At 64.6% G+C, this 22,902-nt stretch carries 24 protein-coding genes; 12 read left to right on the forward strand and 12 right to left on the reverse strand.

Annotated elements, in window-relative coordinates; all coding sequences use genetic code 11:
* Positions 1-60: 60 nt before the first annotated feature.
* Positions 61-1,446: a polysaccharide pyruvyl transferase family protein gene (locus GGQ99_RS23770; RefSeq protein ID WP_183264438.1), complete on the forward strand. Its 1,386-nt coding sequence runs from the start codon at positions 61-63 to the stop codon at positions 1,444-1,446.
* Here the strand turns inward: GGQ99_RS23770 and GGQ99_RS23775 are convergent.
* From GGQ99_RS23775 to GGQ99_RS23815, 9 genes are all read right to left on the reverse strand, one after another.
* Positions 1,348-2,808, reverse strand: coding sequence for a lipopolysaccharide biosynthesis protein (locus GGQ99_RS23775; protein ID WP_183264439.1), 1,461 nt, complete (start codon positions 2,806-2,808; stop codon positions 1,348-1,350). The genes GGQ99_RS23770 and GGQ99_RS23775 overlap by 99 nt on opposite strands.
* Positions 2,805-3,986: a glycosyltransferase gene (locus GGQ99_RS23780; protein WP_183264440.1), complete on the reverse strand. Its 1,182-nt coding sequence runs from the start codon at positions 3,984-3,986 to the stop codon at positions 2,805-2,807. The genes GGQ99_RS23775 and GGQ99_RS23780 overlap by 4 nt, the downstream gene beginning before the upstream one ends.
* 39 nt (positions 3,987-4,025) lie before the next feature.
* Positions 4,026-5,105 carry a glycosyltransferase gene (locus tag GGQ99_RS23785; protein WP_108607218.1) on the reverse strand — a complete coding sequence of 360 codons (1,080 nt, stop codon included), beginning with the start codon at positions 5,103-5,105 and terminating at the stop codon, positions 4,026-4,028.
* Positions 5,102-6,469: a UDP-glucose dehydrogenase family protein gene (locus tag GGQ99_RS23790; RefSeq protein WP_183264441.1), complete on the reverse strand. Its 1,368-nt coding sequence runs from the start codon at positions 6,467-6,469 to the stop codon at positions 5,102-5,104. The genes GGQ99_RS23785 and GGQ99_RS23790 overlap by 4 nt, the downstream gene beginning before the upstream one ends.
* A 64-nt stretch (positions 6,470-6,533) precedes the next feature.
* The gene (exoK, locus tag GGQ99_RS23795) at positions 6,534-7,355 is read right to left on the reverse strand and encodes an endo-1,3-1,4-beta-glycanase ExoK (RefSeq protein ID WP_183264442.1); all 822 of its coding nucleotides are present in this window, start codon (positions 7,353-7,355) and stop codon (positions 6,534-6,536) included.
* Between the two features lie 117 nt (positions 7,356-7,472).
* Complete coding sequence (locus GGQ99_RS23800) at positions 7,473-7,874, reverse strand: hypothetical protein (protein WP_183264443.1); 402 nt, start codon at positions 7,872-7,874, stop codon at positions 7,473-7,475.
* A gap of 6 nt (positions 7,875-7,880) precedes the next feature.
* Positions 7,881-8,858, reverse strand: coding sequence for a UDP-glucose 4-epimerase GalE (gene galE / locus GGQ99_RS23805; RefSeq protein ID WP_183264444.1), 978 nt, complete (start codon positions 8,856-8,858; stop codon positions 7,881-7,883).
* A gap of 11 nt (positions 8,859-8,869) precedes the next feature.
* The gene (locus GGQ99_RS23810; RefSeq protein WP_183264445.1) at positions 8,870-9,880 is read right to left on the reverse strand and encodes a glycosyltransferase; all 1,011 of its coding nucleotides are present in this window, start codon (positions 9,878-9,880) and stop codon (positions 8,870-8,872) included.
* A 323-nt stretch (positions 9,881-10,203) separates the two neighbouring features.
* Positions 10,204-10,446: an exopolysaccharide production repressor protein gene (locus tag GGQ99_RS23815; RefSeq protein WP_183264446.1), complete on the reverse strand. Its 243-nt coding sequence runs from the start codon at positions 10,444-10,446 to the stop codon at positions 10,204-10,206.
* Here GGQ99_RS23815 and GGQ99_RS23820 point away from each other — a divergent pair.
* The 4 genes from GGQ99_RS23820 to GGQ99_RS23835 all read left to right on the forward strand — a co-directional run bounded on the left by GGQ99_RS23820 (position 10,445) and on the right by GGQ99_RS23835 (position 14,418).
* A complete protein-coding gene (locus GGQ99_RS23820) occupies positions 10,445-10,879 on the forward strand; it encodes a hypothetical protein (protein WP_183264447.1) in 435 nt (144 codons plus the stop codon). The two genes, GGQ99_RS23815 and GGQ99_RS23820, sit on opposite strands and share 2 nt — an antisense overlap.
* A gap of 206 nt (positions 10,880-11,085) precedes the next feature.
* Positions 11,086-11,760, forward strand: a complete 675-nt coding sequence (locus GGQ99_RS23825) for a sugar transferase (protein ID WP_108607211.1) — start codon at positions 11,086-11,088, stop codon at positions 11,758-11,760.
* 91 nt (positions 11,761-11,851) lie between these two features.
* Positions 11,852-13,111, forward strand: coding sequence for a polysaccharide biosynthesis/export family protein (locus GGQ99_RS23830; RefSeq protein WP_183264448.1), 1,260 nt, complete (start codon positions 11,852-11,854; stop codon positions 13,109-13,111).
* A gap of 17 nt (positions 13,112-13,128) precedes the next feature.
* Positions 13,129-14,418, forward strand: a complete 1,290-nt coding sequence (locus tag GGQ99_RS23835) for an O-antigen ligase family protein (protein ID WP_183264449.1) — start codon at positions 13,129-13,131, stop codon at positions 14,416-14,418.
* On the opposite strand, the gene phnF is transcribed toward GGQ99_RS23835, so the two are convergent.
* Positions 14,412-15,140: a phosphonate metabolism transcriptional regulator PhnF gene (gene phnF / locus GGQ99_RS23840; protein ID WP_318763911.1), complete on the reverse strand. Its 729-nt coding sequence runs from the start codon at positions 15,138-15,140 to the stop codon at positions 14,412-14,414. The two genes, GGQ99_RS23835 and phnF, sit on opposite strands and share 7 nt — an antisense overlap.
* Before the next feature lie 148 nt (positions 15,141-15,288).
* On the opposite strand from phnF, the gene phnG reads away from it, so the two are divergent.
* From phnG to GGQ99_RS23875, 7 genes are read left to right on the forward strand one after another with little or no spacing between them, the layout of a single operon-like run.
* Positions 15,289-15,753, forward strand: coding sequence for a phosphonate C-P lyase system protein PhnG (gene phnG / locus GGQ99_RS23845; protein WP_183264451.1), 465 nt, complete (start codon positions 15,289-15,291; stop codon positions 15,751-15,753).
* Positions 15,753-16,358, forward strand: coding sequence for a phosphonate C-P lyase system protein PhnH (phnH, locus tag GGQ99_RS23850; RefSeq protein WP_425486854.1), 606 nt, complete (start codon positions 15,753-15,755; stop codon positions 16,356-16,358). Before phnG ends, phnH begins: the two co-directional genes overlap by 1 nt.
* 1 nt (position 16,359) lies before the next feature.
* Positions 16,360-17,469, forward strand: a complete 1,110-nt coding sequence (locus tag GGQ99_RS23855) for a carbon-phosphorus lyase complex subunit (RefSeq protein WP_183264452.1) — start codon at positions 16,360-16,362, stop codon at positions 17,467-17,469.
* Positions 17,466-18,359 carry an alpha-D-ribose 1-methylphosphonate 5-phosphate C-P-lyase PhnJ gene (locus GGQ99_RS23860; protein ID WP_183264453.1) on the forward strand — a complete coding sequence of 298 codons (894 nt, stop codon included), beginning with the start codon at positions 17,466-17,468 and terminating at the stop codon, positions 18,357-18,359. The genes GGQ99_RS23855 and GGQ99_RS23860 overlap by 4 nt, the downstream gene beginning before the upstream one ends.
* Positions 18,356-19,132, forward strand: a complete 777-nt coding sequence (phnK, locus tag GGQ99_RS23865; protein WP_108607205.1) for a phosphonate C-P lyase system protein PhnK — start codon at positions 18,356-18,358, stop codon at positions 19,130-19,132. The genes GGQ99_RS23860 and phnK overlap by 4 nt, the downstream gene beginning before the upstream one ends.
* A gap of 3 nt (positions 19,133-19,135) precedes the next feature.
* Positions 19,136-19,843, forward strand: coding sequence for a phosphonate C-P lyase system protein PhnL (gene phnL / locus GGQ99_RS23870; RefSeq protein WP_108607204.1), 708 nt, complete (start codon positions 19,136-19,138; stop codon positions 19,841-19,843).
* Positions 19,840-20,457 carry a DapH/DapD/GlmU-related protein gene (locus GGQ99_RS23875; RefSeq protein ID WP_183264454.1) on the forward strand — a complete coding sequence of 206 codons (618 nt, stop codon included), beginning with the start codon at positions 19,840-19,842 and terminating at the stop codon, positions 20,455-20,457. Before phnL ends, GGQ99_RS23875 begins: the two co-directional genes overlap by 4 nt.
* A 7-nt stretch (positions 20,458-20,464) precedes the next feature.
* Here the strand turns inward: GGQ99_RS23875 and gltS are convergent, their stop codons facing one another.
* Both gltS and GGQ99_RS23885 read right to left on the reverse strand, forming a co-directional pair.
* Positions 20,465-21,676, reverse strand: a complete 1,212-nt coding sequence (gene gltS / locus GGQ99_RS23880; RefSeq protein ID WP_183264455.1) for a sodium/glutamate symporter — start codon at positions 21,674-21,676, stop codon at positions 20,465-20,467.
* Between the two features lie 202 nt (positions 21,677-21,878).
* The gene (locus tag GGQ99_RS23885; protein WP_183264456.1) at positions 21,879-22,895 is read right to left on the reverse strand and encodes a Tim44 domain-containing protein; all 1,017 of its coding nucleotides are present in this window, start codon (positions 22,893-22,895) and stop codon (positions 21,879-21,881) included.
* Positions 22,896-22,902 lie beyond the last annotated feature (7 nt).

A 22,902-nucleotide genomic window follows, 5' to 3' on the forward strand; every position in this document is an offset into this window, starting at 1 on the left:
ATGGCCCGGTTAGCCTGTACTTAATTTCCCGACACGACCAATCCGAGGAGGCCAAGGCCCATGAAGACAGTCATCGTCGAAAATACCGTCTGCCTGAACACCGGCGATGCGGCGATCCTGCTGGCGATCCGGCACATCCTCAAGGCAGCCTATCCCGGCGAGCTGCGCTTCCAGGTGTTCGACAGCCAACCCGAAGTGGCGTCGCGGCTCTACTCCAGGCAGGCCTATCCCGACATCGAGATTCGCAAGCTGTTGTCGGAATCGATCTTCAAATACCCCTATGACGACAACCGGCTGAAGAACCTGGCCAAGCCGATCTACAACCGTCTCGCACTGAGCGCGCTGCGCCACTACGGCAAGAGCCGGGCGCTGGATGAGACCATGTTCGGCGCCGAGGACCGCCGCAGCCTCGACATGTACCGTCAGGCCGATTTGGTCGTCACCACGGGCGGCACCTATCTGGTCGAGAACTACAATCTCGAACGCCGCCTCAACCAGTTCCGCATCGATGCCATCTTCGGCAAGGATCCGGTCTTCTTCACGCAATCGCTTGGGCCGTTCGCCAAGGACTACAACCGCCGCGAATTGAAGCCGGTGTTCGACCGCAGCCCGCTGATCCTGCTGCGCGACGAACGCTCGCGCGCCCACCTTGCAGGCCTCGTCGACAATCCCGGCAAGTGCCATGTCGTCGCCGATTCGGTGTTCGCGCTCGCCGACAAGGCACGCATCGAGGCGCTGCTCTCGACCGGCACGCCGCCCCGGCCGACCGGTCGTGTCGGCATCTCGGTGCGGCACTGGAACTACGTCAATGATGGCGCCGACGGCATGCGCCGCTACATGGATTCAATCCGCGACATCGCCACCTCGCTGGTGCGCGACCATGGCAAGCAGGTGACCTTCGTCTCGACCTGCCAAGGCGTGCCCGAATACGCCCACGACGATTCGAAGACCGCGCGGGCCATCGTCGCCGAACTGGCATCCGAGATCGCCGCCCAGGTCAGCGTCGACGCCGGCTTCCACACGCCCGAACAGCTGATGGAACTGGTCAAGGGTTTCGACTTCGTCGTCGCAACGCGCATGCACATGATGATCATGTCGCTGTGCGTCGGTGTGCCTGTGCTGCCCATCGCCTACGAGTTCAAGACCCGCGAGCTTGCCAAGCGTGTCGGCCTCGCCGAGCTGCTGCTCGACATGGACACGGTGACGCCCGACGAAGCCGACCAGAAGCTCGCGCGCTTTGTCGGCGATATCGACCGTTACCGGGCGACAACCCTTGCCGCAGTGCTGGAAGAACATGCCTCGGCCATGTCGGCCGCCGATTTGGTCAGGCCGCTTCTGGCGGACGCTTCAACGGATGTTGCGGGCGACGGTCTTCCAGGTCTCGACAAGGGCGCGGCGGGACTGCGGCACGGCGACCATGAAGGCAAGCGCCACCGAGTAGCTTAGGGTGGCAGCCGCAAGAGCTGCCACGAGATTGGACTGCGCGGTCAGCGATGCCGGCAGGTAGCCATAGCCGAGCCAGGCCACGGCAGCCGCAACGATCAGCAGTCCCTGGACCATCAGGAAGTCGAGCGCCGAGACCGGGCCGGTGCGCCCGAGCATCGCCGCCAGCACCGGCAGCCTGAGCACATAGCCGCTGATCGCATAGGCGGCGGCGACCCCGACTGCCCCCCATTTCAGCCCGACGGCGAAGGACAGGACCGTGGTCAGCGCCGAATAGACGCCCCAGCGGAACATCGTCTTCGTCTTGCCCTGGCAGATGAATATCCAGCCCGTCGTGCTCGACACCGGCTGCATCAGCCCGGCGATGCCGAGCCAGGCGAAGATCGGCGCCACCGCCAGCCAGCGTTCGCCGAACAGAATGGCGACCACCGGCTCGGCGGCGATTGTGAGTGCGGCGATGCCAGGCACGGTGACGAAGGCAAGCAGCCAGTTGGTACGCAGGTAAAGCTCGCGAAAGCGCGGCTTGTCGTCCTGGATGCGGCTGAGCAGCGGCACCATCAGCCGCGACAGCGGCTGGTTGATGTTCTGCAGCGGAAACAAAAGCAGCTTGTAGGCGCGGTCGTAATAGCCGAGCTCGACCGGGCCGGAGAACTTGCCGATCAGGATGTTGTCGAGGTTGCGCGAGAAGAAATTGACGAGGTTGAAGCCGGTGAGATTGGCACCGAAAGACAGTATCTCGCGCTCCACCTTGACGCTGGGCCTGCCCGGCTTCCAGCGCGTCGCCAGCCAGGCGCCGAGCAGCGTTACCACCGCACCGGCTGCAGGCCCGATCACCAGCGACCAGTAGCCAAGCCCGGCATAGGCGGCGGCAATCGCGGCCCCCAGGCCGGCGAGTGCGGTCGCCACGTCGTTGATGGCAAGTTGCCCGAACTGCAAATTGCGGTTCATCAGCGCCAGCGGCAGCGCCGCAAGGCTGCCGAGCAGCAGCGGCATTGCGGCGGCAAGAGTGATGCCCGTCATGCGGGCATCGCCGTAGAACGCCGACACCGCCGGCGAGAGCGCTGCGATCACGATCGTGCAGATCAGGCCGGCCAGCGCACTGATCCAGAACACCTGGTTGAGCTGCGGCTGGCTGATCTCGGGGCGCTGGATGACCGCCTGCTGCAGCCCAAGATTCTGGAACAGCCCGACAAAGGCGATGATCGGCCCGACCGAGGCGACAAGGCCGAAATCCTCCGGCGCCAGCATTCGCGCCAGGATCACCACCGAGATGAACTGGATGCCGATCTTGATCGCCTGGGCTGCTGCGGTCAGCGCTCCGCCACGCAGGGCGATGCGCCCCAGCTGCTGGGATTCGGCCGTCATGCCGCGGCCTTGGTGGCAGCAAGGCGGAACAGCGTGTCGGCGAAAGCGTCGTTGAGCCGGACAGAATCGAAGTCGTCTTCGATCTTGCGTCGCGCAGCGACGGCCAGGCTTTCGCAGGTGCTGGGGTTGTCGGCGATCCAGATCAGCTTTTGCGCCAGCGCGCCGACATCCCTTTCGGGCGCCAGCAGGCCGGTCCTGCCATCCTCGATCAGTTCGGGGATGCCTGAATGATAGGTGCTGACAACGGTAAGGCCTGCCGCCATCGCCTCCATCAAAGCCACGGGTATGCCCTCGAGATCGCCGTCCCTCGCCCTGACGCTGGGCAGCACGAAGACATGCGCCTTGCTCAGGCGCTGCTTGACCTCGCTGTGCGGGCGGGGCCCGAGGAAGGCGACGCGATCGGATATGTTGAGCCTTGCCGCCAGTTGCTCCATGGCGTCGAGCAGTTCGCCGCCGCCGATGATCGTGTAGGACCAGTCGATGTCAGGCCGCGCAGCCTGCACTTCGGCGAGCGCACGCAGCGCGAACTCGATGCCCTTCTTTTCAGTCAGCCGGCAGACCGAAACCAGCGAAAGCGTAGCGTCACTGCGCGCGACCGCCTGAAAGCCGATCGCGTCGGTGTCGACCCCCATGTGATGCACCGCGACGGTTTCGGATGCCGCACCCGCTCCAATGAGCGCGTCGCGGAAGTAGCCGTTGACCGGCAGCTGCAGGGCACCTTGCTGGAACACCACCTCGTAGCGCGCCAGCGTGCCGTCATGCATTGGCGCGCCAACATCATGGCCGTGGAAAATCGTCACCAGGGGGGCAGCAATCCGTCGCCGCTTCATCGATCTCGCGACGCGCAGGCCGTTGTTGCCGAAATGCGCGACGATGACATCGTATTTCTCGAGCTTGCCGGCAAAGGCAATGTCGAGCGCCGTCGATGCCTTGTCCCAGAGCTTTCCCGACCATTTGCGCAGCGAAGGGCGCAGCGGCCCGAGCGCGCCCCACCATTGCTCGACCCCGCCGGGAAGATTGCGCCAGCGCGGGTCGTCGATGTTGCGCTCCTTGCCGAACGTCGTCTCGTTACATACGACGCCGACCTCGATGCCGCGCTCGAGACAACCCTCGATCTGGTCGAGCACAAAGGTCTCGGAGAGCGAGGGAAACTTGTCGACGACGAAACAGACCTTCATCGATCCGCTCTCCTGGAACCCAGCCGGACAATCGCCAAGTCAGGCAGCCTTGTGCAGGCTTTGCGCCGCTGCGCGTTCGAGCACGCCCATGAAGGTGGCGAACTGGGCATCGGGTTCGAGTTGGGGGCGCTCGGAAAACTCGCGGGCCGCGGCCGACAGGCGGTTGTACGCGACCCTATCCTGCCACAGCCGGCGCACGGCATCGACCCAATCGTCGAGCGGCGCGTCGTAGTCGAGAACCACACCGCCCTTGCCGATCGCCTCCGGCAGCCCGCCGCGGCGCGAACCGACGACGGGAATACCGCTGCAATGCGCCTCGGAGGCGACACGGCCCCAGGCCTCTTCCCATTTGCTCGGTGCGAGCAGGATCTTCGTGCGGCCATAGACCGTCTTCATGTTGTTGGTGCGGCCTTCAAGCCTGACATTGCCGAGCGGGGCGATGGTCTCTTCGATGCGGGCGCGGTGGTCGTCGGCTAGTTTCCAGCTTTCGACGAACAGGAAGGGAATGTCGGAGCAGCGCCCGGCGATCCGCACCGCGAGCTCGAAACCCTTCTCTTCGTAAGGGTTGATCAGCGTCACGAATTCGCCTGATGTCGGCGTGGCATAGAGCGCGGGATTGATCGTCGGCGGAATGACTGTCGATTCGATGCCGAACCTTTGCCCGTAGGCGCGGGCGGTGAACTCCGAATTGGCAATATACTGCGCCGAGCGCAGCTCGCTCAGTTCGCCGGCGAGTTCATGGAATTCGACATTCCTGAGATAGACGACCAGCGGCACGCCCTGAGCTTCCAGCGCCTTTCCGATCGGCACCGACTTGTGGCACTGGACCACAGCGACGTCGGGCTTGAGCTTCTGCACGGCAAAGCCGGCGGCCTCCCACGGGAACCAGGCGCGGACCACAGGGTAGCCGGGAAAGCTGTCGATGACGGCGCGTTGCCGCGTCAGCTTCATCTTGGCGCGGGCCTTGAAGCCGAACATGCCGTCGCCGAACAAGGCGGCGAGGACAGAAGCCTCGTGGCCATGCGCCCGCAGTTGCTCGACCAGATGATGCGTGCTCGACTGAACCCCGCCGCTGAATTCGGGCGTGTAACCGTTACCGCCGGCAAAAAGGACCCTCATGCTGCCAGTTCCTTTGTCGCTCTCGAATTCTGTTCGCCAACCTTCCGACCGATGGAGACGTAGTGGAGGCCATGGCGGGCGACGACCGCGGGATCGTAGAGATTGCGGCCGTCGAAGATGACGGGTGTCGAAAGCGCCTGTCTGATCGTCTCGAAGGACGGTGCCCGGAAGTTCTTCCACTCGGTGGCGATCAGCAGTGCATCGGCGCCGCGCAAGGCCGCCTCCTTGGTGCCGCAGAGCAGCAGGTCGTCGCGCTGGCCATAGATCTGCTGCGCCTCGTTCATCGCCTCGGGATCGTAGGCCTGGACCTTGGCGCCCGCGGCCCACAGCGCCTCCATCAGGACGCGGGCCGGCGCCTCGCGCATGTCGTCGGTGTTGGGCTTGAACGCCAGTCCCCACAGCGCAAAGGTCTTGCCCGCGAGATCGCCGTTGAAGTGGCCCTTGAGCTTGTCGAACAGCACCGCCTTCTGGGCGTTGTTGCGCTCCTCGACCGACTTCAGCAGCACCGGCTCGAAGCCGACATCGTCGGCGGTGCGGATCAGCGCACGCACGTCCTTGGGAAAACACGAGCCGCCATAACCCAGGCCGGGATAGATGAAGTGATAGCCGATGCGCGGGTCCGAGCCGATGCCCTTGCGCACCTCCTCGATGTCGGCGCCGAGCAGTTCGGCGAGGTTGGCCATCTCGTTCATGAAGCTGATCTTGGTCGCCAGCATGCAGTTGGCGGCATATTTGGTGAACTCGGCCGAGCGCACGTCCATCACGATCATCTTCTCGTGGTTGCGGTTGAACGGCGCATAGAGCTCGCGCATCACCGCCTCGGCGGCCTCGCTTTCGGTGCCGACGATGATGCGGTCGGGCTTCATGCAGTCGGCGACCGCCGAGCCTTCCTTGAGGAACTCCGGATTGGAGACGACGTCGAAGGCCAACTCCTCGCGGCCCCTGGCCTTCAGCGCCGAAGCAATGGCCGCCCGCACCTTGTCGGCGGTGCCGACCGGCACGGTCGACTTGCCGACGACGATCTTGGGTTCGACCATCTCGCGGCCGATCGTCTCGGCTACGGCCAGGACATATTTGAGATCGGCCGAGCCGTCCTCGCCCGGCGGCGTGCCGACCGCGATCATCTGGATCTCGCCGTGGCGCACGGCCAGCACCGCATCCGTGGTGAAGACGATGCGGCCCGCCGCATGGTTGTCGCGCACCAGCGCTTCCAGCCCCGGCTCGAAGATCGGCACGAACCCCTGGTTCAGCCTTTCGACCTTGGCCGCGTCGACATCGACGCAGACGACGTCATGGCCGACCTCGGCCAGCACCGCAGCCTGCACCAGACCGACATAGCCAATTCCAAATACCGTGAGCTTCATACGGTCCGTTCCTGTCTGTTGATGATGTTGAGGCGCGGGCGGACCGCACCTGCATGCCTGCCGGTCATTGCAGCGTGCAAGCGACCGACTCCTTGAACTGGCAAGGCTCGCCCAGCGCGGTGAAGGCGACGCGGTCGACGGCCATGGTCACCGGCTTGCCGGGATCCGAGAAGGCCCCCATCCATTCACGCAGCGTGTCGGTTCCCCACAGGCTGAAGAAGATCTTCTGCGGGTGGCTTGGCAGCTGCGATGGCTCGGTCACCTCGTGCACGAGCTGGCCGTTGACGTACCAGCGCAGCCGCTCCTTCTCCCAGACGAAGGCATAATCGTTGAAGGCCTGGTCAGCGCCGCCGGACACGTCGACGAGCTTCTCGTCGTTGGACTTGCCGCCGACATAGGCATTGACCTGCACCTTGGAAGGATCCTTGGTCAGCACCTCGAAATCGATCTCGTCATGCGGCTGTTTGTGCACCGGGCCGATATAGGTGAAGAAGGCTGCATTCAGCCCCGAGCCGGTGCCGCTCTTCATGCGCGCCTCGTAGGTGCCATAGCTGAAGCGCTGCTTGGTCTGCACTTCGCCGCAGGAATAGTCGCGGTCTTTCAACGGCTTCTTCTCGAAGCTCAGCGTCAGGTTGCCATCGGCGACCTTGACCTGTTCCTTCGACCAGGTGCAGTTTTGGTGCTTGCCGTTGTCCCATCCGTCGGAGACGAACCAGCGCGAACCGCTCAGCGTGTCGAACGTTTCCACGAAGGACTTGCCGGTGGCATCCTGTGCCAATGCGCCGCCCGAAGCGGCAAGCAGGCCGGCCAGCGCGACCGACAGGCGCAAGCCCCATGAGCGGCGACCGATCCGGCCGGCTGCGTGATGTGTGACGTTTGCGTTCATAGCCAAGTCATCCTTGTGCCTTCGCGCCTCCCGCCCGAGAACCGCATTGCAACCGCCGGCCAGGGGTTTCGCCCCGACCGGAAAACAACCTCCCATCCTCCCGAAAATGCTGGCCCGTCAGGGCCGGTGCCGGACCTCCTCCGGCGCCGAAGCTGCCGACGATCTCTCATCGGCCTTGCGACCCTCGTCGACAAACGTGTCCAGCGCATGACGAAGCCCGGCGATCAATTCGGTCTGCCGCCCCAGTGCCTCGATGCGGCGCAGACAGGTCTTCAGCGACTCCGTCCATCGGTCCATGTCATCGGCCCGTCGCGACGAGGCTTCGGAATTGTCCATCGCCTCGACCAGGAAGGCCGCGTTGGCCGAGACGGCCTCGTATCGGTTCCGGATGCCGGTCCTCTCGGCATCGATCTCCGAGGTCAGCTGATCGAGCGAACGCGCCAGCTGTTCGAAGCGGGTCACGTCGGTTTCCCGGTCGCGGTCCGGGCTGCGTGTGCGGAAAGCGAAGATCGATGCCATGCTCTGCTACTCCACGTTTGCCCGAGCGTGCCAGTTCCAGGCGCTCGACACAATCGCGGCGAGGTCATGGCGCGGCGCCCAGCCGAGAACGTCGCGCGCCTTCGAATTGTCGGCGACGAGCGACGGCGCATCGCCTTCGCGCCGCGGTGCCAATTCGACCGGGAATGTCCGGCCAGAGACCTCCTTCACCATCGACAGCAATTCGTTGACCGTCGTGCCCTGCCCCGTACCGAGGTTGAGCGCGACGCTGTCGCCTCCGTCGATCAGATACTGCACGGCGCGGCTATGCGCGTCGGCAAGGTCCATGACGTGGATGAAGTCGCGGACGCAGGAGCCGTCGCGGGTGTCGTAATCGTCGCCGAACACGCTGAAGCCGGCGCGGCGGCCGAGCGCTGCGTCGATCGCCAGCGGGATGGCATGCGTCTCGGGCTCATGGCGCTCGCCGATGCGACCCTCGGGGTCGGCGCCGGCGGCATTGAAATAGCGCAGCAGCACCGAGCGGAAACCCTCGTAACGGTCGAGATCGCGCAGCATGTCCTCGACGATCAGCTTGCTGCGGCCGTAGGGATTGATCGGCTGCTGCCGGTGCGTCTCGCGCATCGGCGTCTCTTCCGGCTCGCCATAAGTGGCGCAGGTCGAGGAAAACACCAGCCGCTTGCAGCCCGCAGCACTGGCTGCGGCGAACAGGTTCAACGAACCCGCGACATTGTTCTCGAAGAACGCCATCGGATTCCTGACCGATTCCCCGACCTCGATCAGGGCGGCGAAATGGATGACTGCCGCCGGACGGTACTTGGCAAAAACCTCATCGAGTCGGGCGCGGTCGCGGATGTCGCCTTGCTCGAGCGGTCCCCATTTGACGAACTCGGGATGGCCGTTGCTGAAATTGTCGTAGACGACCGGGCGAAAACCCTTTCGCGCCAGATAGAGGCAGGTGTGGGAGCCGATATAGCCGCCGCCGCCGACGACCAGAATGTCTTGCATGTCTTGTGGCCTCACTTCTGGGCACCTGCGTTCTCGGCCGCAATCAGGTAGCGCAGGCGCGGTTCAGGAACCGACGGCACCGACCCGGATTTCGCGAGCGCATCGAACTTGTCCATGGCCACCCCGCGAACGACGGCCATAAAACTGGCAGGAGATGCGACTGCGAATTTCGCCGCCGCGGCCATGCCGCCGGCCGCCTTGAGGTCGAGGAAGCGCCGCAAACGGTACTTGTCGCGCACATGCCGCTCGTGGCGGCGAAGGATGCGTTTGTCCTCTGCCGCCAGCCCCGGCTGTGCCAGCAGCCCGAGATCGGCATCGGCCAGACGCTGCAGATCCTCCGTGCGGTGCTGGCCGCTCAGCGAATTGGGCCGCACCACGGCGCAATAGCCGCAGGACCTGACGACTTTGAAGCGGGCGCCCATCAGCATGGCCCGCGCATAAAGGGCATAATCTTCGCCGAGCCGCAGTTGCTCGTCGTAGCTCAACCCGTGCCGCTGGAGCATGGCTCGGCGCATCACCGGCTTGAGGAATCCGAGTTCGCCGCGCCTGGCGCCACGGCTGGAAATGTTGCCGGCGATGAACTGCGCGAATCCGAGCAGCGCCGGATCGGCGTCGAACTGCGCGACGCTGCCCGACAGTACATCACGCACCGAAGCGTGCTCGACGAACACGATGTTGTCGGCGACAAGATCCCAGTCGTCGCCACCGACAAGGTTCGCAAACCGTGCAGGCAGGAAAAAATCGTCGGCATCGAGGATGCTGATCAGTGCCGATCTGGAGTTGCGTATCGCCATGTTGCGGGCGAATGAGGGGCCGCGGTTGACGTCCAGCCGCAGCACCAGAAGCCGACCGCTGCCATCGTCGGCGGCGCGCGCCATGGCTTCGGTTGCATCGGTCGAGGCATCGTCCACGACCACGACCTCGGCCACTTCAGGCTGCCGCAGCGCCGAGGTGATGGCCGTCGTGATCGTTTCCGCCGCGTTACGCGCAGCAATGATGACACAGACGTCAGTTCCGCTCACGTCGGTTGCCTTTCCGTCATAGCCCGCCGACGCCAGAGCTATATTGCACCTGCGAACAAGGAAACCCCAACTTTTGTTACGGCGCTTCACCGTTGGGGTCGTGAAGACCCGGTGTCGACCGCCGCGACATGCGGCTTTCCAAGGCCTGCAGGCGCGTTGCCGCGATCACGCCGGATGCCTCCATAATCCGCGGCGACGGCAACGCGGCATCACCTGAGGGCAGCAAGCCTGGGCATGAAAATGGCCGCGCAAATGGTCGGAGAAGCAGAACCGATTCCTGCGGAAACCCAGTCCGTGCGGGGCCTTGAGCCCACCGCAGCGGCCTAGTGCGCGCTGCCCTTTGGCGTCAGGTCGTCGGCCGGAACTGCCGGTGCGCCTTCGGCCACGGTCTTTGTGTTCTTGATTTCTGCCGCTTTGGGGCTCGTACGCAGCACCATGGCCAGGATGACAAGAAAGTATCCGACCTGAAGAATGACGGCGCAGGCCAGCACGCGCAGCAAGATCGTGCCCCAGCCGGCAGCATCCAGATAGGACCACAGCGCCACGACGGCGATTACCATCGCCATGCCGAACACGAATTTTGGCAAGGTCATAGCCGTTGACCGTCAGGCCCGAGGAATCGGCACTGATTTTGTCGCCATGTTGCTTGCAACTCCCCTAGCCCTGAAAGCTCCACCCGCATCGTTCCTTCGTTATATTTTGATGCCGACATGCTGGCTGGCGGTCGACCGGAAGAACGTCGTTTCATTATATTGGTCCGCCCAGCAGTCAGCAAGCGGAGCCCTCTTTCGCCGAGAGTCTTGCCGCCGACGCCAGATGCTGCATTGCACTTTCACAGCTGGTCGAAAGTCGATAACATTTTCATTCAGGATGCCATTATTTCAGAATATTTTGGCGAATACCCACGTGATGCATAATATGTTTTATATTTTGGCGCGCATTGCTGGAACGTTTACCAACATGTTGCAGATACAATTTTTGACATTTCACCTGTATTGACACATTCGATTCTGCTCATGCATGCGGCCATTGGACATAAAACTGTCGCATTGAGATTTTCTTGTGCACGCCATGCACGGATTTTGGTCATCTACTGGTATAAATATTTCACGCGTCAAAAAAACGTGTGTTGCAGCGCAGCATGTCGGCCGTATCCTGACACAGGGCGATTCTGGGGCGATTCATCGACCAATTGGAGTTGCAGCATGAGGGATCTTGCCAAGTCGACGAGCTTGGAGTTTCCACACGTCGCCACCGACCTCCCCCCTCTGGGTGGCGTGGCCAAGCGCGGATTCGACATCATCGGTGCGGGTCTCGGGATTATCGCATTAAGCCCGTTGTTCCTGCTCATTGCCTTGCTGGTAAAGGCCTCGGACGGCGGCTCGGTCTTCTATGGCCATCGCCGGATAGGCCGTGGCGGCCGTATCTTCCAGTGCCTCAAGTTCCGCACGATGGTCCCCGACGGGGACGCGGTACTTGCGGCGCATTTTCGCAATGACCCGGAAGCCAGGGCCGAGTGGGAGGCAACGCGCAAGCTCAAGGACGACCCTCGGGTCACGCGTGTCGGCACGGTGCTGCGCAAGCTCAGCCTCGACGAGCTGCCGCAGATCCTCAACATCCTTCTCGGCGACATGAGCATCGTCGGCCCACGCCCGGTGGTACGCGACGAGCTCGATTATTACGGCAAGGCGGTCGTCTTCTATCTCAAGTCGCGGCCCGGTCTCACCGGACTGTGGCAGGTCAGCGGTCGCAACGACGTCTCCTACGACAGCCGCGTGGCGTTCGACCGTCACTATGTCGAGAACTGGTCGCTGGTCGAAGACATCCGCATCATCCTGAAGACGGTTCCGGCCGTTTGCATGTCGCGCGGCAGCTACTGAGCCTGCCGCAAACGAGGCTGCGCCCATGTGGGGGCGCGCAGCTTCTCCCGCCCGCGGGCTCCAAGAGATCCCCGCGGCCCACGAACGGACGATGAACTTGAACCCAATTCTCGGCTCCCATCCCCGCACCCGACGCCTGCTCAAGCTGGGCGGCGCGCTCTGTCTCACGCTGGCCATTTCGGCATCCGCAGTGTTTGCTGAAGACTACCAGCTCGGAACCCAGGACAAGCTGACCATCCGCGTCGTCGAATGGCAGACCGTCGAGGGCGCCTTCCGCGACTGGTCATCGGTAAGCGGCGACTACACGATCGGACCATCCGGCAATCTTTCGCTGCCATTCGTCGGTGAAACGCAGGCCGCGGGCAAGACGACGGCCGAGATCGCCGAGACGATCGGCAAGACCCTGCAGGACAAGTTCGGCCTTTCCGACCGTCCGGAAGCGTCGGTCGAGGTGGCGCAGTTTCGTCCCTTCTACATCTCCGGCGACATCCAGACCCCGGGCCAGTATGCTTATGCCCCGGATCTCACCGTGCTCAAGGCAATCAGCATCGCCGGCGGCATGCGCCGCGGTGCCGACGGCGCCCGTACCGAACGCGACCTCATCACCGCAGAAGGCAGCCATGCCGTGCTCTCCGACGAGCAGCTCCGCATGATGGTCACCCTGGCGCGGATCGATGCCGAGCTTGCCGGCAAGACTGAAGTCGAAGCGCCGAAGGAGATCGCGTCCCTGCCGGCGGTATCAGGCATGATCGCCAACGAAACCGCCATCATGGCCTCGCGCCAGAAGAAGCTCACCCTGAGGCTGCAGGCACTTGAAGAGCTCAAGGGCTTACTCGAGCAGGAGATCGTATCGCTGGGCCAGAAATCCGAGACACAGAAGCGCCAGGTCGAACTCGCCAGGAAAGAGCTCAGCGGCATCGACACGCTGGCCCAGAAGGGTCTCGTGGTGAATACGCGCGTGCTGTCGACCGAGCGCTCCATCGCCGAGATGGAGGGCAAGATCCTCGATCTGGAGACCGCCATGCTGCGGGCCAAGCAGGACATCAGCAAGGCCGAGCAGGAGGCGATCGACCTCAAGAACGACGGCGAGTCCGAACTGGCGGTCGAGCGGCAGAAGACCGTCGGAGAACTCAACGTTGTCACGCTCAAGCTCGGAATGCAAAAGGGCCTGATCGCCGAGGCCGGAGGCACGGCACCAACGGCTGCTGGCACCGAACAGGCGATTTCCTATGTCCTCGTGCGCAAGGGCAGCGACGGCAAGAGCAAGGAAATCGCGGCCGCCGAGGACATGCCCGTTCTGCCCGGCGACGTGCTTAAGGTGGAGCGGACAGACGGCCCGCTCATCCAGTAGCCCGGCGGTCAGACGCGATGCGGATCAGAAAATCGGCGCTGGTCGAACCCGGCCGCAACACGCTCTACGGCGCCTTCGCGGTCGCCGTATCATTTTTTGTGTTCGCCTACTCGTTCCGCATCGGCCAGATCTCGATCCTGATGTACTACGCGGTCTGGCTGCCGTTGGTCCTGGTCGATTACCGCTTCACGCTCGGCCGCCTCGGCGCATCGCCGCAGTTCCTGGCCTTCGCGCTGCTCGCCTGCCTGTCCTACTTCTGGTCCGACGCGCCTGACGTGACCAGCCGGGCGGCACTTCAATATCTGTCGCATGTGGTCTGCGCCGTGATCGCCGCCAGGGTGATCGACGCACGAACCCTGTCCATCGGCGCCATGGCCGGCATCGCGGTCATTCTCGCCTATTCGATGCTTGTCGGCGGCTACGTCTATGACGCGCTCGACGGCACCTACAGTTTCGTCGGCGCGTTCGGCTCCAAGAACCAGCTCGGCTTCTACGCGTCGCTGGGCGTGCTGTTCGGCTGCTACTTCGCACTGTTTCTGACGCGCGGGCGCATCGCCCGCCTTCTTGCCCTCGGCGTCGTCCTGCTCTCGGCCGCATCGCTTGTCATGTCGCAGTCGGCAACCTCAATGCTCGCCACCCCTGCGGCAATTGCCATGATCGTCGCCATCGCCGCGTTGGAGGCGTTCTCGCCGACCCACCGCCGTATCTTCTTCGCTGCCGGCCTGGTGCTTGCCGGCACGGCCGTTCTGGCGGCTCTCAATGTCGGCGCGATCGACATGGTTCTGGGCGCGTTCGGCAAGGACTCGACACTGACCGGCCGCACATATCTCTGGCAGCAAGGCATCGCCGCATCGGCAAATACGCCACTGCTCGGCATCGGTTATGCCGCCTATTGGGTGCAGGGCTTCTCCGAAGCGGAGCGGCTGTGGAACGAGTTCTACATCACCTCCCGCACCGGCTTCCATTTCCACAACACCTACATCGAGGCGCTGGTGGAACTCGGCTATGTCGGCGCGTCGATGATCGTACTGCCGCTGCTCGCCATCCTCCGGCTGTGCATCTCGCGTCTTCTGAGCGAGGGCGACTGGACCGAGCCGCTGCTGCAGACGGGCCTGCTCGCTTTGCTGGTCATCCGCTCGTTCTTCGAAGTCGACATCCTGCAGCCCTACGTCATCGGCTCGTTCCTGCTCTACTACTGCTGGGCACGCGCCAAGGAGCCGGCGACACGGCAAACCGTGCCAGCTTCGCCGCCTCGGCAAATGACGTTCGGGCGCAGCGACGGCATCGCCGGCCAGTACAATCACTGAGCCTCGGTCGAAACGCTGAGTTCGACCCTGTCGGCAACGAAGCGCGTTTCGGCATATTGGATCGGCAAGCCCTGGGTATCGACATTAACGGCGACCGCGACCAGCACGATGGCACCGGCTGAAAGCTTCAAGTCGGCAAGGTCGGCGGCATCGGCATGGCGCGCCGAGACCAGAGTCGACTTGCGGAAATAGTCCTCGATGCCGTAGCTCTGGAAGCCGAGCGTGATCGAGCCCGTCTCGGCATAGGCCTCGGCATAACCGGGAAACCGCTCCGCATCGAACCAGCTGGTCGCGCGCGACACCGGCCGTTCGTCGGCCTCGCTCAGCGTCTCCAGCCTGACCACGGGCGCACCCTCCGCAAGGCCAAGCCCTTCGGCCACACGCTGTGACGCCTGCTCCACCGCATGGGCGAGAAGGATGCTGCGGCGGTCGCGGGTCTGGCTGCGCAGGCCGGTCGAAAAACGCGTCCGCGCCGAGATCGGGTAGGACAGCTTCTGGCGGCTTTCGACGAAGGTGCCCCTGCCCTGCTCCGCCCTGAGAACGCCTTCCTGCACCAGCGCGGCGATGGCGCTGCGCAGCGTGTGGCGATTAACGCCGAATCTCTCCGACAGCACCATCTCCGGCGGCAACCGGCCGTCGGCTCCAAGCGTGCCGGCTGAAACCGCCTGCCTGATCTGGTCGGCGATCTGGCGCCACAGCGCCACACCGCTTTTTCGCGTCACCGCCTGTTTCGGTCCCTGCCCGCTCAAATCCACCGCCCCCTGTTTCGCGATTTGTCATGCGACCGTCACGCAGCCTCGCTACAAGCCCGTTGTATGTTGTTCGATTGTATAGAACAATAGACAAATACGAAGTGGAGCGGCAATCGAGATGGACCGACGGCAGGAAAGAGAAACGGAGACGCAGCGCAAGGCGGCCATGGCAGCGCTTGCCCTGGCGCCGGCGGAAGAGTTGAAGCGGCTGTGCACGGCGGCAGGGATTTCAGGCGAAGCCGAGATGCTGCGCGGCCCCGAGACCGGCCTGGTATCGGTACGCGGCCGCATCGGCGGCGGCGGCGCGCCCTTCAACTTCGGCGAGGCGACAGTGACCCGCGCGACGGTCCGCCTGCCCGGCGGCGAGATCGGCCACGCCTATGCGCTTGGCCGCGACAAGGAAAAGGCCCGCCTTGCGGCCATTGCCGATGCGCTGTGGCAGGACCCCACCCGCCGCGCCGAGGTCGAGGACAAGATCCTTGCCCCACTGCGCGCTGCACAAGCTGAAGCCGACGCGACCAGCCGCGCCGAGACGGCGGCGACCAAGGTCGACTTCTTCACCATGGTTCGCGGAGAGGATTGATGGAACAGATGGATGTCATCGACGGCGGTTTCGCCGCCCCGGTTTTCGACGCGCAGACGGTTTTCCGCGCTGTCATGGACGCCATGGCGCGTCCTGGGACAGTCCAACATGTAGCTGTCCTGGCTCAGCCGCCTGCACCGCTGGCGGCAACCGCGGGTGCGGTGGCGCTGACCTTATGCGACCACGACAGCCCGCTCTGGCTCGATGCCGCGCTTCAGGTCTCGGCGGCAAGATCCTGGCTCGGCTTTCACACCGGCGCGCCGCTGGCCGCGACACCGGCAGACGCGCATTTCGCGCTCGTCGCCAACCCGGCCAGCCTGATCTCGCTCGAGAACTTCGCGCAAGGAACGCAGGAATATCCCGACCGCTCGACCACGCTGATCCTGCAAGTCGAAAGCCTGACTGATGGCGCGCCGCTGCATCTCGAAGGTCCCGGCATCGAGACCTCGGCTACCATCGCGCCGACGCCGCTGCCGCGCCACTTCGTCGAGCAGTGGAAGCAGAACGGCGCCCGGTTCCCGCGCGGCACAGACGTCATCCTGGCAGCGCCCGGAGCGGTCGCCTGCCTGCCCCGCACCACCCGCATCAAGACGATGGAGGCCTGACATGTATGTGGCTGTCAAAGGCGGCGAAGCCGCCATCGCCAATGCCCATCGCCTGCTTGCCGACCGTCGCCGCGGCGACCGCTCGGTGCCCGCGCTCCGCCTCGACCAGATCGTCGAGCAGCTGGCGCTCGGCATCGACCGCGTCATGTCGGAAGGCTCGCTCTACGACCGCGAGCTTGCGGCACTTGCCATCATGCAGTCGCGCGGCGATCTGATCGAGGCGATCTTTCTCGTCCGCGCCTATCGAACGACCCTGCCACGCTTCGGCTACACGAGGCCGATCGACACCGCCGCCATGCAGGTCGAACGCCGCGTCTCGGCCACCTACAAGGACCTGCCGGGCGGCCAGCTGCTCGGCCCGACCTTCGACTACACCCACCGCCTGCTCGACCCCGAACTCGCCAACGATCCCGAGGTCGCCACGCCGGAGCAGCGCGACGGCGACGGCCAGCTCATGTCGCGCGTGTCCGAGATCCTCGCCCATGAAGGCCTGATTGAGGCCGACGGCGAGCTGCCCGAGGATCATGTCACCGGCGACATCACCCGCGAGCCACTGGAATTTCCGCTGGCGCGCGACAGCCGCCTGCAGGCGCTGTCGCGCGGCGACGAGGGTTTCCTGCTGGCGCTCGGCTATTCGACCCAGCGCGGCTATGGCCGCAGCCATCCCTTCGTCGGCGAGGTCCGCATCGGCGAGGTCGAGCTCGAACTCGACGTGCCGGAGCTGCCTTTCCCCGTCACGCTCGGGCGAATCCGCGTCACCGAGTGCCAGATGGTCAACCAGTTCAAGGGTTCGGCCAAGGCGCCGCCGCAGTTCACCCGCGGCTACGGACTGGTCTTCGGCCAATCCGAGCGCAAGGCCATGGCGATGTCGCTGTGTGACCGCGCGCTGCGCGCCGGCGAACTCGGCGAGGACATAACCGCACCCGCCCAGGACGAGGAGTTCGTGATTTCGCACTCCGACAACGTCCAGGCCACCGGCTTCGTCGAGCACCTGAAGCTGCCGCACTATGTCGACTTCCAGGCCGAACTCGACCTCGTCCGCCGCATGCGCTCAGAGCACGAAAAACGCAACCAGACTAACGACACCGAACAGCGGGAGGCGGCGGAATGAGCACGCCTGCAACAGACATCGCAACCTACAACTTCGCCTATCTCGACGAGCAGACCAAGCGGATGATCCGCCGGGCGATCCTCAAGGGCATCGCCATCCCCGGCTACCAGGTGCCGTTCGCATCCCGCGAAATGCCGATGCCCTATGGCTGGGGCACCGGCGGCGTGCAGGTGACCGCTGCGATCATCGGCCCCGACGATGTGCTCAAGGTCATCGACCAAGGCGCCGACGACACCACCAACGCGGTGTCGATCCGCGCCTTCTTCCAGAAGGTCGCCGATGTGGCCGTGACCACCGAGACTGCGAAGGCGACGATCATCCAGACCCGTCACCGCATCCCCGAGCACCCGCTGACCGAGGGCCAGACGCTGGTCTACCAGGTGCCGATCCCCGAGCCGCTGCGCTTCCTCGAGCCGCGCGAGACCGAAACGCGGAAGATGCACGCGCTCGAGGAATACGGTCTGATGCACGTCAAGCTCTACGAGGACATCGCCAGGCACGGCCGCATCGCCACGACCTACGCCTATCCGGTCAAGGTCGAGGGCCGCTACGTCATGGACCCCTCGCCCACGCCGAAGTTCGACAATCCCAAGATGCACATGTCGCCCGCGCTCCAGCTGTTCGGTGCCGGGCGCGAAAAGCGCATCTATGCCGTACCGCCCTTCACCAAGGTCGTCAGCCTCGACTTCGAGGACCATCCCTTCGAGATCCAGGCCTTCGACCAGCCCTGCGCGCTGTGCGGGGCCGAGCAGGTCTATCTCGACGAGGTCATCCTCGATGACAAGGGCGGGCACATGTTCGTCTGTTCCGACACCGACCATTGCGAGACGCGCCAGGCCTGCGGCCACCGTGGCCATCTCTCGCCCGATATTCTGGAGCCTGCCCAATGACCGACGAACCGCTTCTGCGCGTCACGGCTCTGTCCAAATATTACGGCTCGCGCATCGGCTGCGAGGACATCTCCTTCGACCTCTGGCCGGGCGAAGTGCTGGCCATCGTCGGCGAGTCCGGCTCGGGCAAGACCACCCTGCTCAACTGCCTGTCGACGCGTCTGCTGCCGACATCGGGCACCGCCAGCTACCGCATGCGCGACAACCAGTGGCGCGACCTCTACCGCATGAGCGAAGCCGAACGCCGCTTCCTGATGCGCACCGACTGGGGTTTTGTTCACCAGAACCCGGCCGACGGGCTACGCATGACGGTGTCGGCCGGCGCCAATGTCGGCGAGCGACTGATGGCCATCGGCGACCGGCACTATGGCAACATCCGCGCCACCGCAGTCGACTGGCTCGGCCGCGTCGAGATCGATGAGGAGCGCATCGATGACGAGCCCCGCGCCTTTTCCGGCGGCATGCGCCAGCGCCTGCAGATCGCCCGTAACCTCGTCACCGGCCCGCGTCTGGTGTTCATGGACGAACCGACCGGCGGCCTCGACGTGTCGGTGCAGGCGCGCCTGCTCGATCTCCTGCGCGGGCTGGTCACCGATCTCGGGCTCGCGGCCATAGTCGTCACCCACGACCTCGCCGTCGCCCGGCTCCTGTCGCAGCGCATGATGGTGATGAAGGACGGCCACGTCGTCGAAGCGGGCCTCACCGACCGCGTGCTCGACGACCCGCGCGCGCCCTACACCCAGCTCCTCGTCTCCTCCATTTTGCAGGTGTAAGCCATGGCCACCCCACTCATCGTCTCCGAGGTCGCCAAGGCCTTCACCATGCACCTACGCGACGGCATCCGCCTGCCGGTCGTCGCCAATGTCTCGTTCTCGGTCAGGGCTGGCGAATGCGCCGTGCTCGGCGGCCCCTCGGGCGCCGGCAAGAGTTCGATTTTGAAGATGGTCTACGGCAATTACGGCGTCGACCAGGGCCAGATCATCGTCGACCACCACGGCCAGCTGGTCGACCTCGCCACCGCCAACCCGCGCACGGTGCTGTCGGTGCGCCGCGACACCATCGGTTATGTCAGCCAGTTCCTACGCACCGTGCCGCGCGTCTCGGCCCTCGACGTCGTCGCCGAACCGTTGGTGGCACGCGGCACTGACCGCAAGCAAGCTCAGGAGCGCGCCGCCGAACTGCTCGACAGGCTCAACCTGCCGGAACGGCTGTGGAGCCTGCCGCCCGCCACCTTCTCGGGCGGCGAGCAGCAGCGCGTCAACATCGCCCGCGGCTTCATCACCGACCATCCGGTGCTGCTGCTCGACGAGCCGACGGCCTCGCTCGACGCCACCAACCGCGAGGTGGTGATCAGCCTGATCGAGGAGAAGAAGCTGAAGGGCGTGGCCCTGCTCGGCATCTTCCATGATGCCGACGTGCGCGAGGCGGTCGCCGACCGCATCGTCGACGTGACGGAATTCGCAGCCGGAAAGGCCGCGGCATGAGCCGCAAGCTTTCCGAACAGCCCTGGGTCCACCCGACCGCCGAGGTGACGCAGTCGACCCTCGGCCGCTGGACCGAGGTCTCCGAACGCACCCGCATCAGCGAGAGCGAACTTGGCGACTATTCCTACGTCATGCAGGACTGCAGCCTGTGGTGCACCACGGTCGGCAAGTTTTCAAACATCGCAGCCGCCGTGCGCTGCAACGCCACCAACCACCCGACCTGGCGACCAACGCTGCACCACTTCACCTACCGCGCTTCGGACTATTGGGACGACGCCGCCCACGAGACCGAGTTCTTTGAGTGGCGCCGTTCGAACGCGGTGACCATCGGCCATGACACCTGGCTCGGCCATGGCTCGACGGTACTGCCCGGCGTCACCGTCGGCGACGGCGCCGCCGTCGGCTCCGGCGCTGTCGTCACCAAGGACGTCGCGCCCTACGCCATCGTCGCCGGCGTGCCGGCCAAGCCGCTACGCGAGCGCTTCGACCGCAAGACGGCTGAGCGCTTCCAGGCGCTCGCCTGGTGGGACTGGGACCACGCCAGGCTGCGTGTCGCCCTCGACGACTTCCGCAACCTCTCGGCGGAAGAGTTTCTGGAGAAGCATGGCGGCTAAGACTGCCTCAGCGCGCCAGGAAGAACTGGATCGCGACCACGTTGACCAGGTCGACGAAAAACGCTGAGACCAGCGGCAGGATGATGAAGGCGTTCGGTGACGGTCCATAGTGCTTGGTCACCGCCGTCATCGACGCAATGGCGGTGGGAGTGGCACCCAGCGAAAGGCCGGTAAAGCCGGCGCTCAGTACCGCAGCCTGATAGTCCCTTCCGAGCAGCGGAAAGAGCACGATCACGATGAATGCGACCGCGAGAAGCGCCTGCAGGGCAACGACCACCAGCAACGGACCAGCCACCCCGGCAAGTGTCCAAAGCTGCATGCTCATCAGCGACATGGCAAGAAACACTGACAGCGAATAATCGGAGATCAGCGACATCGACGGCGAGCGCGCCGGCCAGGGCAAACGTGGAAAGATGAAGGGGATCGTATTGGACAAGACGATCCCCATGATCAGGCAAGGCACGAACAACGGCAGCTTCACGCCCATCGCCAAGAGCGGTCCGTGAACCAGGTAGCCGAGCACCACGGCGACGTTGACCAGCAAAAGCGCCTGCATGAAGCTCGACTTGTCGATCGGTGCCGCCTCCGCCTTGGCGAGAGCCCCTTCGTTCTCTGAAACTGTCGCGTCGGTGGTCAGCTTGCCGCGCTCGATGAGGAACTTCGCCACCGGCCCACCCAGGACACTTGCCACGATGAGGCCGAGCGTCGCTGCGGCGGTACCGACTTCTACAGCCGCAGGAAAGCCGTGCTCGGCCGCGATCGCAGGCGCCCACGCAATCGTAGTGCCATGGCCGCCGACAAAGGCGATCGATCCCATGATGACGCCTGCGGCAGACGGCAAGCCGAACAGCCAGGCCCCGAGCGTGCCGACGCCATTTTGCAAGAAGACGAAAAGCACGGTCAGCACGCACAGCACGGCCAGTGCCCGCCCGCCGACCAGCAGGTCGGACAGCCGCGCATTGACGCCAACGGTGGCAAAGAAGATGACCAGCAGCCTGTCGCGCGTGGTCATCTCGAAGACGATTTCCATGCCCGACAGCTTGTAGAACGCCCATATGGCGGCAGCCGCCAGAAAACCGCCGGTGACCGGCTCGGGGATGTTGTAGTTGCGCAGGAAAGCAATGCGGCGGGTCAGGATCACGCCGACGAAATAGACAACCAATCCAAGCGTAAGGGTGAGGAAATCGGGCGAAACGAGAGAGTTGGCTGCCGTCGTCATCCGAGCCTTGTTTGGTCAAGGGAACTGGAAATCCTGGATCGGCAGACCCCAGCCTATCCAGCTTGCAACCTTGCCTAGAATGGGCACCAGAGCAATCGGCAAATCGTGACGCGGCCACAGGCGATTGTTGAAACGACAACGCCCGCAATCGACACCTCGAAAGGGCGACTGCGGGCGCTGAAAAGTAAATTGCGGAGGTAGATCAGGCTTCCTGGATCGCCGACAGCTGCCAGTCGCCGCCGTTCTGGCGAACGAACGTCCAGAGCTCCGTCGTCTCGGTCGGCTCATTGGCGTCGCCTTCGACGATCTCACCCGTGGTGCGGTTGCGGGTCACGTCGATGGACGAGTAGTTGACCGCGGCGGTCGCATAGTCGCGATCGCCTTCGCTCCAGCTTTCGGCGATGTCGGCCTGAAGCAGTTGGACATCGGTCACGTCGTTGCGCACGCCGTTCTGCGCGTTGTCGGCCAGTTCTTCCGAGAGGTAGGACACCATCTCGGGCGTCACCAGTCGGCGCAACGCCTTGTGGTCCTCGCGGCCGAAGGCTTCCTGCACCTCGGTCAGCATGCGCTGGAACGTGTCGAGGTCTTCGCCGGATACGGTGATGTCCTTGCTCACTGGCTGCTGCGGAGCAGCGTCGGCGCGGCTGCCGCCGATGCTCGGTATGCTGAACGAACGGCTGCCGCCATTGGCCTTGCCGGTGTCAGCCGGTGCGGCATCGCGGTAGTTGAAGTTGCCGCCACCGGCACCCGCGCCGGCCATCGCCGGGCCGGACGCCTGCCGCGAGCGGAAGAAGCGCAGGGCGAGCCAGATGGCGCCGCCGATCAAGAGCACCTGCATCAGCATGCCGAACATGCCGGCGAGACCGCCGAAGCCCTGGCCCATCAGCATGCCGAACAGGCCGCCCATCAGCAGGCCGCCGATCATCGCGCCGCCGAAGCCGCCCATGAAGCCGGGGCGCTGCTGCGCGGCCGCACCTGGACGCGCGGCATTGGTGGCCGGGCTTGCCGCCTGGCCGGTGTTCGGCGTCATCGAGCGCTCGACAGGTGCCGACGGCTGCGGCGCGGTACGGGTCGGCGGCGCCGACTGGAAGGTGCGCGCTCCCCGGCTGCCGAAGCTGCCGCCGCGTCGCGCGTCGGCCTGGTCGACGGCGACCATGGAGAAGGCAAGGAACAGGCCCGCGAAAAGCGTGGCAAGGCGGGTCGTTCGGGACAGTTGCATCGGCGGT

Origin of the sequence: Aminobacter niigataensis (assembly GCF_014200015.1) — a bacterium.
Lineage (GTDB): Bacteria > Pseudomonadota > Alphaproteobacteria > Rhizobiales > Rhizobiaceae > Aminobacter > Aminobacter niigataensis.

What these genes read in the sequence shown, in the direction of transcription:
- GGQ99_RS23825 (WP_108607211.1), top strand. Translation starts at nt 11,086, where the DNA reads ATGAGGGATCTTGCCAAGTCGACGAGCTTGGAGTTTCCACACGTCGCC.
- GGQ99_RS23835 (WP_183264449.1), top strand. Translation starts at nt 13,129, where the DNA reads ATGCGGATCAGAAAATCGGCGCTGGTCGAACCCGGCCGCAACACGCTC.
- galE (WP_183264444.1), bottom strand. Translation starts at nt 8,858, where the DNA reads ATGCAAGACATTCTGGTCGTCGGCGGCGGCGGCTATATCGGCTCCCAC.
- GGQ99_RS23855 (WP_183264452.1), top strand. Translation starts at nt 16,360, where the DNA reads ATGTATGTGGCTGTCAAAGGCGGCGAAGCCGCCATCGCCAATGCCCAT.
- GGQ99_RS23820 (WP_183264447.1), top strand. Translation starts at nt 10,445, where the DNA reads ATGCCGAACACGAATTTTGGCAAGGTCATAGCCGTTGACCGTCAGGCC.
- GGQ99_RS23875 (WP_183264454.1), top strand. Translation starts at nt 19,840, where the DNA reads ATGAGCCGCAAGCTTTCCGAACAGCCCTGGGTCCACCCGACCGCCGAG.
- phnK (WP_108607205.1), top strand. Translation starts at nt 18,356, where the DNA reads ATGACCGACGAACCGCTTCTGCGCGTCACGGCTCTGTCCAAATATTAC.
- GGQ99_RS23790 (WP_183264441.1), bottom strand. Translation starts at nt 6,469, where the DNA reads ATGAAGCTCACGGTATTTGGAATTGGCTATGTCGGTCTGGTGCAGGCT.
- GGQ99_RS23815 (WP_183264446.1), bottom strand. Translation starts at nt 10,446, where the DNA reads ATGGCGATGGTAATCGCCGTCGTGGCGCTGTGGTCCTATCTGGATGCT.
- phnH (WP_425486854.1), top strand. Translation starts at nt 15,753, where the DNA reads ATGGAACAGATGGATGTCATCGACGGCGGTTTCGCCGCCCCGGTTTTC.
- exoK (WP_183264442.1), bottom strand. Translation starts at nt 7,355, where the DNA reads ATGAACGCAAACGTCACACATCACGCAGCCGGCCGGATCGGTCGCCGC.
- GGQ99_RS23800 (WP_183264443.1), bottom strand. Translation starts at nt 7,874, where the DNA reads ATGGCATCGATCTTCGCTTTCCGCACACGCAGCCCGGACCGCGACCGG.
- GGQ99_RS23860 (WP_183264453.1), top strand. Translation starts at nt 17,466, where the DNA reads ATGAGCACGCCTGCAACAGACATCGCAACCTACAACTTCGCCTATCTC.
- GGQ99_RS23830 (WP_183264448.1), top strand. Translation starts at nt 11,852, where the DNA reads ATGAACTTGAACCCAATTCTCGGCTCCCATCCCCGCACCCGACGCCTG.
- GGQ99_RS23885 (WP_183264456.1), bottom strand. Translation starts at nt 22,895, where the DNA reads ATGCAACTGTCCCGAACGACCCGCCTTGCCACGCTTTTCGCGGGCCTG.
- GGQ99_RS23780 (WP_183264440.1), bottom strand. Translation starts at nt 3,986, where the DNA reads ATGAAGGTCTGTTTCGTCGTCGACAAGTTTCCCTCGCTCTCCGAGACC.
- GGQ99_RS23770 (WP_183264438.1), top strand. Translation starts at nt 61, where the DNA reads ATGAAGACAGTCATCGTCGAAAATACCGTCTGCCTGAACACCGGCGAT.
- GGQ99_RS23775 (WP_183264439.1), bottom strand. Translation starts at nt 2,808, where the DNA reads ATGACGGCCGAATCCCAGCAGCTGGGGCGCATCGCCCTGCGTGGCGGA.
- phnL (WP_108607204.1), top strand. Translation starts at nt 19,136, where the DNA reads ATGGCCACCCCACTCATCGTCTCCGAGGTCGCCAAGGCCTTCACCATG.
- GGQ99_RS23785 (WP_108607218.1), bottom strand. Translation starts at nt 5,105, where the DNA reads ATGAGGGTCCTTTTTGCCGGCGGTAACGGTTACACGCCCGAATTCAGC.
- phnG (WP_183264451.1), top strand. Translation starts at nt 15,289, where the DNA reads ATGGACCGACGGCAGGAAAGAGAAACGGAGACGCAGCGCAAGGCGGCC.
- gltS (WP_183264455.1), bottom strand. Translation starts at nt 21,676, where the DNA reads ATGACGACGGCAGCCAACTCTCTCGTTTCGCCCGATTTCCTCACCCTT.